Origin of the sequence: Flavobacterium fragile (assembly GCF_023634865.1) — a bacterium.
Lineage (GTDB): Bacteria > Bacteroidota > Bacteroidia > Flavobacteriales > Flavobacteriaceae > Flavobacterium > Flavobacterium fragile.
In genome coordinates, this window is the sequence record NZ_JAMLJN010000002.1 from 119,937 (window position 1) to 135,037 (window position 15,101).

General features: G+C 33.1%; 16 protein-coding genes. 12 read left to right on the plus strand and 4 right to left on the minus strand.

Translation table 11 applies throughout. From position 1 onward, the window contains the following. Positions 1–52 precede the first annotated feature (52 nt). The 3 genes from recO to gdhA all read right to left on the minus strand — a co-directional run bounded on the left by recO (position 53) and on the right by gdhA (position 4,514). Complete coding sequence (gene recO, locus NAT47_RS02965) at positions 53–766, minus strand: DNA repair protein RecO (RefSeq protein ID WP_250580138.1); 714 nt, start codon at positions 764–766, stop codon at positions 53–55. Positions 767–770: 4 nt separating this feature from the next. After that, a complete protein-coding gene (porZ, locus tag NAT47_RS02970; RefSeq protein WP_250580140.1) occupies positions 771–3,053 on the minus strand; it encodes a type IX secretion system anionic LPS delivery protein PorZ in 2,283 nt (760 codons plus the stop codon). Between the two features lie 117 nt (positions 3,054–3,170). Then, entirely contained in the window at positions 3,171–4,514 is a 1,344-nt protein-coding gene (gdhA, locus tag NAT47_RS02975) for an NADP-specific glutamate dehydrogenase (RefSeq protein WP_250580142.1), read from the minus strand. A 246-nt stretch (positions 4,515–4,760) separates the two neighbouring features. Between gdhA and NAT47_RS02980 the strand changes: the two genes are divergently transcribed. Beyond that, positions 4,761–5,540, plus strand: coding sequence for a THC0290_0291 family protein (locus NAT47_RS02980; RefSeq protein ID WP_250580145.1), 780 nt, complete (start codon positions 4,761–4,763; stop codon positions 5,538–5,540). 59 nt (positions 5,541–5,599) lie between these two features. On the opposite strand, the gene NAT47_RS02985 is transcribed toward NAT47_RS02980, so the two are convergent. Continuing rightward, complete coding sequence (locus tag NAT47_RS02985; protein ID WP_250580146.1) at positions 5,600–6,742, minus strand: cystathionine gamma-synthase; 1,143 nt, start codon at positions 6,740–6,742, stop codon at positions 5,600–5,602. An 81-nt stretch (positions 6,743–6,823) separates the two neighbouring features. Between NAT47_RS02985 and NAT47_RS02990 the strand changes: the two genes are divergently transcribed. From NAT47_RS02990 to NAT47_RS03040, 11 genes are all read left to right on the plus strand, one after another. Beyond that, the gene (locus NAT47_RS02990; protein WP_250580147.1) at positions 6,824–7,174 is read left to right on the plus strand and encodes an arsenate reductase family protein; all 351 of its coding nucleotides are present in this window, start codon (positions 6,824–6,826) and stop codon (positions 7,172–7,174) included. Continuing rightward, on the plus strand, positions 7,174–8,052 hold the full coding sequence (locus tag NAT47_RS02995; protein WP_250580148.1) for a DMT family transporter: 879 nt from the start codon (positions 7,174–7,176) through the stop codon (positions 8,050–8,052). The genes NAT47_RS02990 and NAT47_RS02995 overlap by 1 nt, the downstream gene beginning before the upstream one ends. A 7-nt stretch (positions 8,053–8,059) precedes the next feature. Further along, complete coding sequence (locus tag NAT47_RS03000) at positions 8,060–8,371, plus strand: hypothetical protein (protein WP_250580149.1); 312 nt, start codon at positions 8,060–8,062, stop codon at positions 8,369–8,371. 70 nt (positions 8,372–8,441) lie between these two features. After that, entirely contained in the window at positions 8,442–9,302 is an 861-nt protein-coding gene (locus NAT47_RS03005) for a YicC/YloC family endoribonuclease (RefSeq protein WP_250580150.1), read from the plus strand. Positions 9,303–9,368: 66 nt separating this feature from the next. Then, positions 9,369–9,770 carry a hypothetical protein gene (locus tag NAT47_RS03010; protein ID WP_250580151.1) on the plus strand — a complete coding sequence of 134 codons (402 nt, stop codon included), beginning with the start codon at positions 9,369–9,371 and terminating at the stop codon, positions 9,768–9,770. 124 nt (positions 9,771–9,894) lie between these two features. Next, a complete protein-coding gene (gene gmk / locus NAT47_RS03015) occupies positions 9,895–10,467 on the plus strand; it encodes a guanylate kinase (RefSeq protein ID WP_250580153.1) in 573 nt (190 codons plus the stop codon). An 84-nt stretch (positions 10,468–10,551) separates the two neighbouring features. Next, positions 10,552–11,133 carry a nicotinate (nicotinamide) nucleotide adenylyltransferase gene (gene nadD, locus NAT47_RS03020; protein ID WP_250580727.1) on the plus strand — a complete coding sequence of 194 codons (582 nt, stop codon included), beginning with the start codon at positions 10,552–10,554 and terminating at the stop codon, positions 11,131–11,133. A gap of 7 nt (positions 11,134–11,140) precedes the next feature. Then, complete coding sequence (locus NAT47_RS03025) at positions 11,141–11,722, plus strand: hypothetical protein (RefSeq protein ID WP_250580155.1); 582 nt, start codon at positions 11,141–11,143, stop codon at positions 11,720–11,722. Between the two features lie 75 nt (positions 11,723–11,797). Beyond that, a complete protein-coding gene (locus NAT47_RS03030) occupies positions 11,798–12,964 on the plus strand; it encodes an iron-containing alcohol dehydrogenase (RefSeq protein WP_250580157.1) in 1,167 nt (388 codons plus the stop codon). Between the two features lie 130 nt (positions 12,965–13,094). After that, a complete protein-coding gene (locus NAT47_RS03035; RefSeq protein ID WP_250580159.1) occupies positions 13,095–14,090 on the plus strand; it encodes an NAD(P)H-dependent glycerol-3-phosphate dehydrogenase in 996 nt (331 codons plus the stop codon). A 31-nt stretch (positions 14,091–14,121) separates the two neighbouring features. Further along, positions 14,122–15,099, plus strand: a complete 978-nt coding sequence (locus tag NAT47_RS03040) for a TerC family protein (protein WP_250580728.1) — start codon at positions 14,122–14,124, stop codon at positions 15,097–15,099. Positions 15,100–15,101: the final 2 nt, after the last annotated feature.

A 15,101-nucleotide genomic window follows, 5' to 3' on the forward strand; every position in this document is an offset into this window, starting at 1 on the left:
AAAGTAATGATTTAAAGGTAAAAGGCAAAAGGTATAAGGCAAAAGTTAAGACTTAGGAAAAAACTTCTTTTAAAACTTCTAACGATTTAGGTTTTTTGAAGCCTTCGAGGTGTAAGGTATAGAAATCTAAGAGGATTTTTAGCAAAAGTTGGCGTTCTATTCCGGCAAAAGTTTTTTGATTGGAATCAAATTTTAATTCGATTAACCGTTTAAATAATTGCGTTTCATGAGCCGAAAGCGTATTTACCGATTGAAATGGCGTAAAAAAACCTTCTTTGACATCGAAAAAATCGAAATCTATTTCAGAAACATCGGGATAAAACCCTAAAAATTTGGTCATTTCCATCATCAAAATTAGATGAAAATTTGTAGCTTCTTCGTGGGCATCCAACCAAAGTAAGGCGGTTTCTAAAAAAGAAAATAAATTTTCATTTTTCTCTTCTTCGTGAATGCTGTGATACAGAATTTCGGACAGAAAAATAACGATAGTACTTTTAACAATATCCGTATTTATCGAATGAAAACTATGTGCTAATTTGATTTCTTTAAAATGTTCGAGTGTGCCTTTATTTTTGTGATTCGCTTCAATTTCAATAATCGTTAACGGTTGAAAATACGCAATTTTTTGATTCCCTTTTTTGTTAGAATAAGCGCTTGGAACGAAATAACTCTTCAAACCATCGGATTGCGTGAAACACTTTACAATCAAGCTTTTTTCTTGATATTTTAATGCCGAAATTACAATAGCTTTGGTTTTAACTAACATTATTTTATCGGATAATCATCACTTTTTTAACTGTAGAATCCATTCCGTCTTGAGAAGCCACAAAGATCATGTAAACCCCCGAAGCCACTTTGTATTTACCAAAAGCTGTGGTATCCCATTCAATGGTTCCACCTGATGACGTGGTTTCGTAAACCAAATTACCTTCGATATCTGTAATTTTTACATTGGCTTTATCGGTTAATCCACTAATTTTTACAGTTCCTGTAAAATTTGGGCGTACTGGATTTGGATAAACAAAGACATCGCCTAAGCTATCACTTGGTTTGGTTGAAGTTCCTAAAAACGAAACAATTCCTTTGTCGGTTGCAAAAAAGACTTCACCAGAAACGCCATCAATTTCTATATCTAACACATTATTGCTTGGTAAAGGAGAATTACTTTTATCAAATCTATAAATAGTTTGTTGGCCATTTGAAGAAACTAAAAAAACACCCCCATCTGCAATAGAAATCCATTTTCTGTTAGCACCATCTACCGCAATATCTAAAACTGGTTGTTGATAAAAAAGTTCTTGAGCCAAATCTCCTTCTTGAATAATTATTGGAAAAACTTCCAACTCTGTTTCAGAAACAAAACGATCAACACTTGGTAAAATACGCAAACCTGCTCCTGTGCCAATCCACAGCTGGTTCCGGTTATCTAGGGCTACACAATTTACATCGGTAGAAGGTATATTTGCATTGCTTTGATTAATTACGATGAATTTATTTCCGTAATTTTCGTTAAAAGCTACTACTCCATCGTTGTAAGCAGAAATCCACTTAGTGTTGTTTCGGTCAATAGCCATGGAATTGTACCTTCCTGAAGATAAATTAGCTGTAATTCCGGTTAAATCATAAGACTGCCATTGTCCGTTTGTGCGTAATACTTTAATGGCTTTGTTTACAAAAGCATTGGTTACCCAAAGGTTTCCGTCTCTGTCAAAAGCTGGACTATTGATACGAATATCAACATATGTAGGATTTCCAGACAATACTAAAGATTCCAATCCATTTGGACCGGTATTGGTATTATTCAATAATTCTATATTATCTCCTTGAAATTTCAGCATACCTGAGAAATAAGATGTCACGTATACTTCATTTGGTCGAGATGGATTAAAAGCAATATCAGATAATGATTTCGCACCCAAAAGCTCATCATAGGGTTTATTGACCCATCCATTTTCACCATTGAACATACTTATTCCTAATTCATCCAAAGGATAAGGGTTAAATTGTTGATTATAATCGCCATGTACAGCCCACAATCTGTTCGAACCTTTTTTAACTCGGAAGGTATAATTTTGTAACGGTCCGTTAGGTGAAATTGGAGTGAAAACAGTTGGATTTGACAAACTTGCAGAAAACAAACCATCTTTTTGTGTTCCTATGTATAAAAAACCATTAACAACTGAAGCAGCGGTAAATTGCACATTATAATCTGTAATTTGATTTACATGAGCTGTCACAAGTAGGGCTGTATTAAGAACGTAAACATTATTTTGTGTTGTTACGACAACTTCAGATCCATTTGTTTTTAATTTTATTACTGCTTGATTGAGACTTAAAATCTCTTGAAAACTCGTACCGTTGTTTCGATATAATTTTGAGTTTGCATTACTTGCAACTAACTGATTATTAAAAGAAATAATTCCTGTCCAATAGCCTCCATCAAAAGTTTGCCATTGATTAAAATCAAATAAATTAGGATTACCAAGACTTGCTTTTCTAATTCCAAAATTTCTAGTTACAGCATATATCTCGTTATTAAAAACGGTTGTTTGCAATACTTCAGTTTCTTCCCCTGTGGTTCCAATAAAATAGGTTGAAATAAATTCGGATGTTGCAATATCCATAACAGAAATTCCATAATCAGCTGCAATATACAAGCGGCCATCAAACTCATAAAAATCGTTGATTTTCTTTTTATCTGGTGGAACTGGAACTTCTGTAATAATATCGACTTTAGTAGAAATTGACCCATCTGAATTTTGAATTAAAATTAATCCATTGTTATTTCCAACAAACGTTTTATTGAAAATTTCTGATCTATGAAGGGTCGTTATTACATTTGGTTTTAAACCCGATATTGAATTGTAAATGTTTAAATTAGAACTTGTAACTTCCTGATTAAAAACAGCATTTTCAGTTGCAGCAAAAACAGTATTAGTGGCTGACTCAACATCTACAATTTCGTTATAAGAAAAATATCCTTTCCACAACTGATTGTTTTGTTGTGAAAATAAAAATTGTGAAAATAAAAAAATAAAAAAAGCTTTTTTCATCAGTAGTATTTAATACAAATATAGTACAAACGTGTTAATTTTTAATTTTCATATATTTTTAAAAGAAAAAGCTCTTTTGGAAATCCAAAAGAGCTTTTATATTTAATAAGGATATGATTATACTACGCCTTGAGCTAACATAGCGTCAGCTACTTTTACGAAACCAGCAATGTTGGCTCCTTTTACATAGTTTACATATCCATCAGCTTCTGTACCGTATTTTTTACATTGTCCGTGAATACCTGTCATAATCTCTTTTAAACGAGCGTCAACTTCTTCACTTGTCCAATTTAAACGAATAGAGTTTTGTGTCATTTCTAAACCAGATGCTGCAACACCACCAGCGTTTGCGGCTTTACCTGGAGCAAATAAAACTTTTGCATCTAAGAATAATTTAATGGCCTCTAGTGTTGATGGCATGTTAGCTGCTTCCGTAACACACATAACACCGTTAGCAATTAATTTTTTAGCGTCCTCTTCATTTAATTCATTTTGAGTGGCACAAGGAATGGCGACATCCACTTTTGCTTCCCATGGTCTTTTCCCTTTGTGGAAAACAGCACTTGGGAACTTTTCAGCAAAACTTTCTGCTCTATTGTTTCCACTATTTCTCATTTCGACCATGAAGTCAATCTTTTCTCCAGAAATACCTTCAGCATCATAAATATATCCATCAGGACCAGAAATTGTAACTACCTTACCTCCTAATTCGTTTACCTTTAATGCTACACCCCAAGCTACATTACCAAAACCAGAGATAGCAACGGTTTTCCCTTCAATTGATTCTCCTTTAGTTTTTAGCATTTGTTGTGTAAAATAAACTACACCATAACCCGTAGCTTCTGGACGAATTAACGATCCACCATAAGCCAAACCTTTACCAGTTAAAACTCCTGTAAATTCGTTTCTAATTCTTTTATATTGTCCAAACATATATCCAATCTCTCTAGCTCCAACACCGATATCACCAGCAGGAACGTCTAAATCTGGACCGATATGACGACATAACTCCGTCATGAATGATTGACAAAAACGCATGATTTCAGCATCTGATTTTCCTTGTGGATCAAAATCAGAACCTCCTTTACCTCCTCCCATAGGAAGCGTAGTTAAACTATTTTTAAAAACTTGTTCAAAAGCTAAAAACTTAAGAACTGATAAGTTTACTGTCGGATGAAAACGAATTCCTCCTTTGTATGGTCCAATCGCAGAGTTCATTTGAATACGAAATCCTCTGTTCACTTGAATTTCTCCTTTATCGTCTACCCATGGCACTCTAAAAATAATTGAGCGCTCTGGCTCAGCCATTCTTAACAGTACATTTTTTCCATCATACTTTTTATCACTTGCTATAAATGGCATTACTGTTTCTGCAAATTCTCTAACTGCTTGTAAAAACTCAGGTTCATTTGGGTTTTTGGCTTCAACCAAAGCCATAAAATCATTGATTTTTTGTTCCATAATATTCTAAAAAATTGTAGATAAACTAATTAACTAATATTATTTTGACTTCAAATTACATTATTCTCAAAAAATAAAGTTGACAAATATACATTTTTTAAAATCACTTAGTTATATTTTATATAAATTTTATATTTTTAATAGCGTTAATAACCCATGTGATTTCACTTCTTTTGTTTATAAATTAATGATTTTTTTATATTAAATATCAGTAGTTTTATATATTTGCGCCATAAAATTTTAGTAATGGCTAAAAAAGCTAAATATCTGTTTTTATTCTTATTAGGAATAAGTTTTTCTGCTAAAGCACAATTTGGATTTTCTCACGAAGTCGGAGCATTTGTTGGAGGAGTTGCATTTCAGTCCGATTTTGGAGTTAGAAATGACTTTGAAACAAATGCAGGAAATACTGGATTTGCCATTGGTTTAGTTCATTACTTAAACTTTGCCTACAGCCCAGAATGTAATTGTTACACTCCCGAAACTTACTTTAACGATCATTTTAAAATTCGATCAGAACTATCTTATAATAGTACTAAGTTAAATCACTTTGGTAAATGGGCAGAAAGAGATTCTGATTATGGCAGAATGCTTAAAGCGATGAAAGGCGAAACCAAAGTTACTGATATTGGTATGCAACTTGAGTACTATCCATTTAGCATTAGAGAATTTACGGCAACAGATGGAGCCTGGGCGCCTTTTGTCAGTTTAGGTGTACATTTTTCAATTTTTGACAATCATGTTTATTCAGATTTGGGTCCCCTTGGAACACCATTAACAACATATCCAAGATATTTACCTAACGGATATTCTTCAGAAGGAGGAACTACTTGGTCTATTGTATCTTCTATTGGTACTCGCTACAAACTTGCTGAGTTATCTGATTTATTTGTAGAATTAAGATGGCAATATTACTTTTCTGATTGGGTAGACGGATTAAGAAAAGATCCAGAAATTTGGAAAGAAAACAAGACAAATGATTGGAATGTATGGCTTAATTTTGGATACATCCACTATTTAGACTAATAATATTACAATACAAAAAATCCCGATTTTATCAAATCGGGATTTTTTTGTTAATACTACTATTTAAAAGCTTGTTCTAAATCCGCTAATAAATCTTCTATATCTTCAATTCCAACGCTCAAACGAACTAAATCATCTGAAATACCTACTTCTTTTCTTTTATCTTCCGGAATAGATGCGTGTGTCATTAAAGCTGGGTGATTCGCTAACGATTCCACTCCACCTAAAGATTCTGCTAATGTGAACACTTTTAAATTTTCTAAAAACTTAATCGCATCTTCTTTTTTACCTGACTTGAAAGTAAACGTTACCATTCCACCAAAACCGCTCATTTGTTTTTTTGCAATTTCATGAAAAGGATGTGACGTTAAACCTGGATAATATACTTTTTCCACTAAAGGATGATTGTTCAAATATTCCGCTACTTTTTCACCGTTTTCGCAATGACGCTGTACACGTAAATGTAACGTTTTGATTCCTCTTAAAACCAAGAAAGAATCCATTGGTCCTAAAGTTGCGCCTGTTGCAAATTGTTTAAAGTGTAATTCTTCACCCAACGCTTTGTCTTTTATAATTAAAGCACCAGCAATAACATCTGAATGTCCGCCTAAATATTTAGTTGCCGAATGCATTACAATATCAGCACCTAAATCTAATGGTTTTTGTAAATAGGGTGTAGCGAATGTATTATCCACCGCAAACAAAATATTATGTTTTTTTGTAATTTGAGCAATCGCAGCAATATCCGCTAATTTCATTAAGGGATTGGTTGGCGTTTCTACCCAAACCAATTTCGTGTTTTCATTGATTAACGATTGGAATTTCTCCAAATCATTCATATCCACGAAATGAAATTTGATACCGCTATCTTTATATAATCTGGTGAACAATCTGTAAGTTCCGCCGTATAAATCGTCCATTGCGATGATTTCGTCACCTGATTTGAACATGCGTAACAAACAATCGGTTGCCGCTAATCCAGATGAAAAAGCTAAACCTCTTGCTCCGTTTTCGATACTCGCCAAAGCATCTTCTAAAGCGGTTCTTGTTGGGTTAGCTGCTCTACTATATTCATAATCACCAACCGGTTTTCCAGGACTTGATTGTACATAAGTCGACGTTTGAAATACAGGAGGCATTACGGCTCCCGTTACTTTTTCATGATGTTGCCCACCATGTATCGTTTTTGTATTGAATTTCATTTGTATTAATTTTTTACAAAATTACTGATTTTTAGAATTCAAAAGGCTGTATTTTTGCATCAGAAATTGAAAAACAACAAAATGAATAAAATATACTATTTGGCTTCGTGTGATACCTGCCAAAAAATCATCAAATCACTTCCAAATTCTGATAAATTAACATTTATTGATATTCGTCAAAATCCAATTTCGGAAATCGATTTGGAAGAAATGTATCAACTTTCGGGAAGTTACGAAGCGCTTTTCAGCAAAAAAGCTCAATTATACAAATCATTAGGATTAAAAGATAAAAATCTAACTGAAGCCGATTTTAAAAAATATCTTTTAGAACATTACACCTTTTTAAGTCGACCAGTTTTTATTATCAATGGGAAGATTTACATTGGAAATAGTCCAAAAAACATTCACGAAGTAATTACCGTTTTAAGCTAATGTCAAAAAGAAATTGGGCTCTAGTTGCCGCTACCTTAGTTTCCATCATTTATGGTGTGACTTTCACGATTGCCAAAGATGTAATGCCAAAATACGTTGACGCTTTCGGGTTTATCGTAATGCGTGTTGGAGGTTCCGTTTTGTTATTTTGGCTGATTTCCTTTTTTGGACCCAAAGAAAAAATCGCTAAAGAAGATTTTCCCCGAATTATTACTGCTGCGTTCTTCGGAGTTGCATTTAATATGTTGACTTTTTTCAAAGGATTGAGTTACACTTCGCCTATTATGGGAGCCGTTTTAATGGTGACTACACCTATGATTGTCCTCGTTTTATCCGCTTTTATCATGAAAGAACGCATGGAAAACCGAAAAGTGTTAGGAATTATTTTAGGCTTAGCCGGAACGATAACATTGATATTGTATGGAAAATCATTGGTAAACGCGACCAATGCAAGTTTAGGAAACTTATTGGTTTTTGTAAATGCCGTTTCCTACGGATTTTACTTAATTATCGTGAAAAAATTAATGGATAAATACAACGCCTTCACCTTCGTGAAATGGATTTATACTTTTGGATTCTTGATGGTGTTACCATTTGGTTGGGGCGAATTTCAAGCGATAGATTTTGCTAATTTACCAACAGATATCATCTGGAAAATTGGTTTTGTAGTCGTGTTTTCGACCTTCTTAACTTATTTGCTGAATTTAGTTTCCATGCGTGAACTTAAGCCAACAACCGTAGCGGTTTTTATCTATTTACAACCACTTTTTGCTACTATTTTCGCCGTGAGTCTAGGAAAAGACGACTTGAGTTTAGTAAAATTGATTTCGGCTATTTTAATTTTTATTGGGGTATATTTAGTAACCCAAAAAAAGTGATTTAATTATGAATAAACCTACTTTATTATTTCTAACATCATTAGTTGTATTGTTTTCATCATTTAATTTTTTACAAAAAAACAACTCAATATTGGGAATTTGGACTGACGGAAGTACAGAGAATGCGACCTTTGAAATCAATAAAAAAACTATTTTCTATCTTGATTTATTAAAAGAATATGAATACAAATTAAAAAAAGATTCGTTATTCATATTTTATGATGATTATACTTCTAAAGGAAAATTCAAAATTTCTAAAGACACTCTGTATATAACGAATGAAGGTATTGAAAGAAAGTATTGGAGATTTAAAGATTAAATTTCCCACTAAACACTAAAAACTGAACACTGAACACTTTTTCTTATCTTTGAAGACATTTTTATAACGTATGATACACTCCATGACGGGTTTTGGGAAAGCATCTTTGCAATTACCAACCAAAAAAATTACCGTAGAAATCAAATCGCTAAACAGTAAAGGTTTAGACTTAAATACGCGAATGCCATCGGTTTTTCGTGAAATGGAATTGGGTTTACGCAATCAAATTTCGCAACGTTTAGAGCGTGGAAAGGTTGATTTTTCATTATATATAGAAGTTACAGGCGAAGAAACGACTTCAAAAATCAATGTGCCAGTTGTAAAAGGTTACATTAACCAAATGAAAGCCGTAATTCCAAATGCAGATGAAACGGAATTAATGAAAATGGCCGTTCGTATGCCAGACGCATTAAAAACCGAGCGCGACGAAATCGATGAAAACGAATGGAAACAAATCCAAACCGTGATTGATGAAGCCTTGGAAAACATCGTTAATTTTAGAAAAGACGAAGGTGCTTCGTTGGAAAAAGAATTCCAATTAAGAATTGCCAATATTGAAAAATTAATGAACGAGGCCGTTTCTTACGATGCCGAACGTATTGAAACAGTAAAAACACGTTTACGCACTGCTTTAGATGAATTAAAAGTCAATGTAGATGAAAATCGTTTCGAGCAAGAATTGATTTTTTATTTAGAAAAGTACGACATTACCGAAGAAAAAGTGCGTTTGGGCAACCATTTAAACTATTTCTTAGAAACCTTAAACGGAACTGAAGCCAACGGAAGAAAACTAGGTTTCATCACGCAAGAAATGGGAAGAGAAATCAATACCATGGGATCCAAATCAAATCATTCCGAAATGCAAAAATTGGTGGTGATGATGAAAGATGAATTGGAAAAGATTAAAGAACAAGTTTTAAACGTTTTATAAAATTCCTGCAAAGTTTCCAAAACCTTGTAGGTATTATTTTTGAGTTATATATTATATGTAAAAACTATGTGGATAAAAAATATAGCATCTTCATTCTTTAGAGGAAAGCAATGGTATAAACAACATTATCAATTTTGGGAAAAATATTTAGTTTTGAATAATGAAAATTTAAGCAAGTTTCAAAAAAATCTTTCTAATGATGTCAAAAATTTGTTAGAATCTAATCATATTTCTTTCTTAGAAGAAATTAAAGAAGATACAGGTTTTATTATTCAAGAGAAAACTGCAAAAATAATCACTATCAAATTAACCAATGTTAAAGATTCAACATTTTGGATATATTTTGATGGTTCACGATATAAATTAAAAGGGAAAAATCATAATTATGAAGATATAAATTATCTCAAACCAGAAGAACTAATTGACAGATATATAAAAGAAGTAAAAAAAATACTAAATATAAATTAAGAGAAAATAATAACAGAAAAAAATAGTAATTTATCTATATAAAAAGTTGATAAAATTCTATTTGAATCCGTAATTCATACTACCTACAAGGTTTTGGAAACCTTGCAGGATAACACACAACACAATGACTAAAGGAAAATTATTAGTATTCTCTGCGCCATCAGGTTCAGGAAAAACCACTATAGTACGCCATTTATTAGCCCAACCCGATTTGAATTTAGAGTTTTCGATTTCGTGTACTACGCGTGCGCCTCGTGGCGAAGAAGTAGATGGGAAAGATTATTATTTTATCTCTTGGGACGAATTCAAAAAGCACATTAAAGCAGAAGATTTCGTGGAATGGGAAGAAGTATACACGGATAATTTCTACGGTACTTTAAAAACCGAGGTAGAACGCATTTGGGCTTTAGGAAAACATGTAATTTTTGACATTGATGTAGCAGGCGGATTACGTATCAAAAGCAAATTTCCAAACGAAACGTTAGCGGTTTTCGTAAAACCACCAAGTGTTGACGAATTAAAACGTCGTTTAAAACAGCGTTCTACAGAAAGCGAAGATAAAATCAACATGCGTATTGCAAAAGCATCGGTTGAATTAGCCACCGCACCTCAATTTGACACCATTATCAAAAATTATGATTTAGATGTGGCAAAAGAAGAAGCGTATCAATTGGTAAAGGATTTTATTAGTAAATAGGTAAAAGGTATTGGGCAAAAGGTCATTGGTAAAATAGCACAAATGAACCCAAAACCCAAAACCCAAAACCCAAAACCCAAACAAATGAAAATCGGATTGTATTTCGGAACGTTTAATCCCATTCACATTGGGCATTTGATTATTGCCAATCACATGGCAGAACATTCTGATTTGGATCAAATTTGGATGGTGGTAACGCCGCACAATCCGCACAAGCAGAAAAGTTCGTTGTTAGATGATTACCATCGTTTGCACATGGTGCATTTGGCAACGGAAGATTACCCTAAAATCCAACCTTCAGATATCGAATTCAAATTGCCGCAGCCGAATTATACGGTTAATACTTTAGCACATCTGCAAGAAAAATTCCCCAAACACGAGTTTTCATTAATCATGGGCGAAGACAATTTGAACTCACTCCATAAGTGGAAAAACTACGAAATCATTTTGCAAAATCACGATATTTATGTCTATCCGCGATTAAATTCAGGTGAGATTGACGAACAATTTGTGAATCATCCAAAAATTCATCGCGTAGGTGCACCAGTAATTGAATTGTCTTCTACTTTCATTCGCGAAAGCATTAAAAACGGTAAAAATGTAGTACCGATGTTACCGAATAAAGTTTGGGAATACGTGGAACATAATTTGTTTTATAAGAAGTAATGAAATTATGATTAAAAAAATTTTCATACTCGTTTTTATTTCTCTCCTGATTTCTTGTTCTGAAAAGCAATTTACATTTGAAAAATACGCAAACTACCCTGTAAAATTTGCCAAGAAAAAATTTGTTTATCCAAATGATGAATTTGAAATTTTCCTACCATTGAATTGGGAAAGTAAAGTTGAAGACTATGAAAATAACGATGAAATAATTTTAGGAATCGATGCTGTTTCAAAACCTGACAATGAAAACTTTATCTACGCAATAAGTGTTCAAAAAATGAAACCATTTTCATCAAAAAAAGATTTGAAATCTGAATATGATTATCTCATTCAAAAAATCAAACAAAAAGATTCTTTCATAATCATTGATTCAGGGAAAACAGATTTTCTGATTAATGAGGCATACTTTATCCATTCTAAATCTAATTCTGGAAATTATGGCGAATTAGAAATGATAACCATAATTACTAAAAGTAGTACTGAAAATAATTATTTTTATTTAAATGCCAGCGCTTCTAGAACTAAAGAATTAAATAAAAATATGTCAATGATGTTAAATTGTTTAAAGACGTTTAAACAAAATAATTAGTTATCTCTTAACATTCCTTTACCATTCGTTCCCAATCCCATTGCGTAACTTTGTATTCTTAAAAAATAAAATGTTATGCTAAACTTCGAATTATACAATCCGGTAAATTATGTCTTTGGAAAAGGACAAATTGCTAAACTAACTGATTTAGTTCCAACAAATACTAAGATTCTACTTGCTTATGGTGGTGGAAGTATCTTTAAAAACGGCGTTTACGACCAAGTAAAAGCAGCTTTACCCAATCACGATATTGTGGAATTTGGCGGAATCGAACCGAATCCACGTTTTGAAACTTTGATGAAAGCCGTTGAAATTATTCGTGCTGAAAAAATTGGTTTCATCTTAGCTGTTGGTGGCGGAAGCGTAATTGATGGTGTGAAATTTATTTCGGCTGCCGTGAATTTTGAAGGTGACGAAGCCGATATTTTGAAAAAACGAATCTTATTCAAAGATGTTACTAAAGTGATTCCTTTTGGAACCGTTTTAACATTACCAGCAACAGGTTCGGAAATGAATTCAGGCGCTGTAGTTACGATTGAAGCTACACAAGAAAAATTAACGTTGGGCGGAAGCGCTTTGTTTCCAGTTTTCTCCATTGTTGACCCAACGGTGATTACTTCGTTACCAAAAAGACAATTACAAAACGGTGTTGTGGATGCGTTCACACACGTAATGGAACAATATTTAACCTATACACACGATGCTTTATTACAAGACCGAATTTCAGAAAGCATTTTACAAACGCTAATTGAAATTGGTCCAGATGTAGTAGAAAATCCGAGTGATTATAAATTGGCTTCCAACTTTGTTTGGAGTGCTACTATGGCACTAAATGGTTTAATCCAAAAAGGAGTTCCTTCGGATTGGGCAACACACATGATTGGTCATGAATTAACCGCTTTATACGAAATTGATCATGCAAGAACCTTGGCTATTATTGGACCTAACTTGTACCGCGTCATGTTCGATACGAAAAAAGAGAAATTAGCACAATACGGGCAACGCGTTTGGAACATTCAAGGCAATTCAACGGAAGAAATTGCAGAAAAAGCGATTGAAAAAACGGTTGAGTTCTTCCACAAAATGGGCATGAAAACCAAAATTTCTGAAAACGCAGAAAACATCGAAAAAACAGCTGATTTCATCGTAAATCGTTTCGAAGAAAGAGGTTGGAAAGCCATGGGTGAAAAGCAAAACATCACACTTGAAAAAGTGAGAGCTATTGTAGAAATGAGTTATTAAAAAATACGTATTCATCATAATAAAGGCGCGGAGTTTTTCTTCGTGCCTTTGTATTAAAAAGAGTTTCGCAAACGTTTTTTGTAAATCCTTTTTAAATGACTATTTTTGATGTTCTAAATTAAATCGTAAAATGGAAAAAAAGCCAAAATTTGCCGTCATTGGAGGAGGAAGTTGGGCTACTGCAATTGCGAAAATGCTTTGTGAAAATCAAGACGAAATCGCTTGGTACATGCGAAGTACTTATGCTATTGAGCATTTAAAACATCAAAAACACAATCCAAACTACTTAAGTTCGGTTGCGTTTGACATCAATAAATTAAAACTTACAAACGACATCAACGAAGCGGTTGCTTATGCTGATTACATTATTTTTGTGGTTCCGTCAGCTTTTTTAAGCAAAGAATTAGAAAGTTTGACTGAAAGTTTGGAAGGAAAAATCATTTTTTCAGCTATTAAAGGAATTGTTCCTGAATCAAGTTTGATTGTAGGCGAACATTTTCATACTAAATACGATATTCCATTTGAAAATATTGGGGTAATTACAGGTCCTTGTCACGCAGAAGAAGTAGCAATGGAACGTTTATCGTACCTAACCATTGCGTGTAGTGATAAGAAAAAAGCTAAATATGTGGCTAAAAATTTGAGTTCGCACTACATCAAAGCAAAAACTACTGATGATATTATTGGGACTGAATATGCAGCCGTTTTAAAAAATATTTACGCAATTGCAGCCGGAATTGCTCATGGTTTAGGCTATGGCGATAACTTCCAGGCGGTTTTAATGAGTAACGGAATTCGCGAAATGAAGAAATTTATTCGTAAAGTGCATAAAATGAAGCGAAATATTAATAATTCGGCTTATTTAGGCGATTTATTGGTAACTGGATATTCTGTTTTTTCTCGAAATAGAATGTTTGGAAACATGATTGGAAAAGGCTATACGGTAAAATCTGCACAAATGGAAATGAGTATGATTGCTGAAGGTTATTATGCTGTAAAAAGTGCTTACAAATTAAATCAAGAATACGGTGCAGATACTCCAATCATTGATGCTGTATATGAAATTTTATACAAAAACAAAGACGCTAAAACCGTTTTCAAATCACTAACTGAAAAATTAAATTAATCCCATGATATTTTCTTTACAAACAGGTTCAATAGATCATTTAATAGATCATCCAGGTATTATTACGGCTTTTACGATAACCATCATTGCGATGTTAATTCTTGATTTAGGAGTTCTAAATAAAAAAAGCCATGTAATTTCTAATCGTGAAGCGGCTATTTGGTCTGTAATTTGGATTTCGCTTGCCATGGGATTCAGTGGAATTATATATCATTACATGGGTGCCGAAAAATTCATGCAATTTCAAGGCGCGTATTGGATTGAAAAAGCACTTTCGGTAGATAATTTATTTGTTTTTATTTTAGTTTTTGGCTACTTCAATGTGGCAAAAGAAGCCCAACATAAAGTTTTATTCTGGGGTGTAATTGGAGCATTAGTATTTAGAGCTATTTTCATTTTCGCAGGAGTTTGGCTGTTAAATTACACTTATTTGCCTGAAATAGAACTTTTCGGACAAATGGTTAAAATCAATTATTTATTAACTATTTTCGGTTTAATTTTGATTGTTGCGGGTATCAAATCTGCTTTTAGTCAGGAAGAAGATGATGGTAGCAAAGACTTTACAAAAAGTCCAGGTGCTCGATTTGTTTACAAATTTTTCAATGTTACGCATCAATACGATGGCGATAAATTCTTCACCATTGAAAACGGACTTAAAGTTGCAACTCCTTTATTTGTAGTAGTAGCTATTGTAGAATTTACCGATTTATTATTTGCAATCGATAGTATTCCAGCAATTTTTGCCATTGCTCCTGATGATCCATTTATTCTTTATACGTCTAATATTTTTGCGATTTTAGGATTACGTTCGTTATATTTCCTTTTGGCGAATTTCATGTATATGTTCAGTAAATTAAAATATGGATTAGGATTTATCTTGGCTTTTATCGGAACTAAAATGATTATAGCGCCGTTTTATCACGTTCCAACAAGTTTATCTTTATCTGTTGTGGGTGGAGCTCTAATCTTGTCTGTAATTGCTTCTTTGTTATTTCCTGATAAGGATTAAAA

What these genes read in the sequence shown, in the direction of transcription:
- NAT47_RS02990 (WP_250580147.1), top strand. Translation starts at nt 6,824, where the DNA reads ATGAATAAAATATACTATTTGGCTTCGTGTGATACCTGCCAAAAAATC.
- NAT47_RS03035 (WP_250580159.1), top strand. Translation starts at nt 13,095, where the DNA reads ATGGAAAAAAAGCCAAAATTTGCCGTCATTGGAGGAGGAAGTTGGGCT.
- NAT47_RS03010 (WP_250580151.1), top strand. Translation starts at nt 9,369, where the DNA reads ATGTGGATAAAAAATATAGCATCTTCATTCTTTAGAGGAAAGCAATGG.
- porZ (WP_250580140.1), bottom strand. Translation starts at nt 3,053, where the DNA reads ATGAAAAAAGCTTTTTTTATTTTTTTATTTTCACAATTTTTATTTTCA.
- NAT47_RS02980 (WP_250580145.1), top strand. Translation starts at nt 4,761, where the DNA reads ATGGCTAAAAAAGCTAAATATCTGTTTTTATTCTTATTAGGAATAAGT.
- NAT47_RS03030 (WP_250580157.1), top strand. Translation starts at nt 11,798, where the DNA reads ATGCTAAACTTCGAATTATACAATCCGGTAAATTATGTCTTTGGAAAA.
- gdhA (WP_250580142.1), bottom strand. Translation starts at nt 4,514, where the DNA reads ATGGAACAAAAAATCAATGATTTTATGGCTTTGGTTGAAGCCAAAAAC.
- NAT47_RS03025 (WP_250580155.1), top strand. Translation starts at nt 11,141, where the DNA reads ATGATTAAAAAAATTTTCATACTCGTTTTTATTTCTCTCCTGATTTCT.
- NAT47_RS02985 (WP_250580146.1), bottom strand. Translation starts at nt 6,742, where the DNA reads ATGAAATTCAATACAAAAACGATACATGGTGGGCAACATCATGAAAAA.
- recO (WP_250580138.1), bottom strand. Translation starts at nt 766, where the DNA reads ATGTTAGTTAAAACCAAAGCTATTGTAATTTCGGCATTAAAATATCAA.
- nadD (WP_250580727.1), top strand. Translation starts at nt 10,552, where the DNA reads ATGAAAATCGGATTGTATTTCGGAACGTTTAATCCCATTCACATTGGG.
- gmk (WP_250580153.1), top strand. Translation starts at nt 9,895, where the DNA reads ATGACTAAAGGAAAATTATTAGTATTCTCTGCGCCATCAGGTTCAGGA.
- NAT47_RS03000 (WP_250580149.1), top strand. Translation starts at nt 8,060, where the DNA reads ATGAATAAACCTACTTTATTATTTCTAACATCATTAGTTGTATTGTTT.
- NAT47_RS02995 (WP_250580148.1), top strand. Translation starts at nt 7,174, where the DNA reads ATGTCAAAAAGAAATTGGGCTCTAGTTGCCGCTACCTTAGTTTCCATC.
- NAT47_RS03005 (WP_250580150.1), top strand. Translation starts at nt 8,442, where the DNA reads ATGATACACTCCATGACGGGTTTTGGGAAAGCATCTTTGCAATTACCA.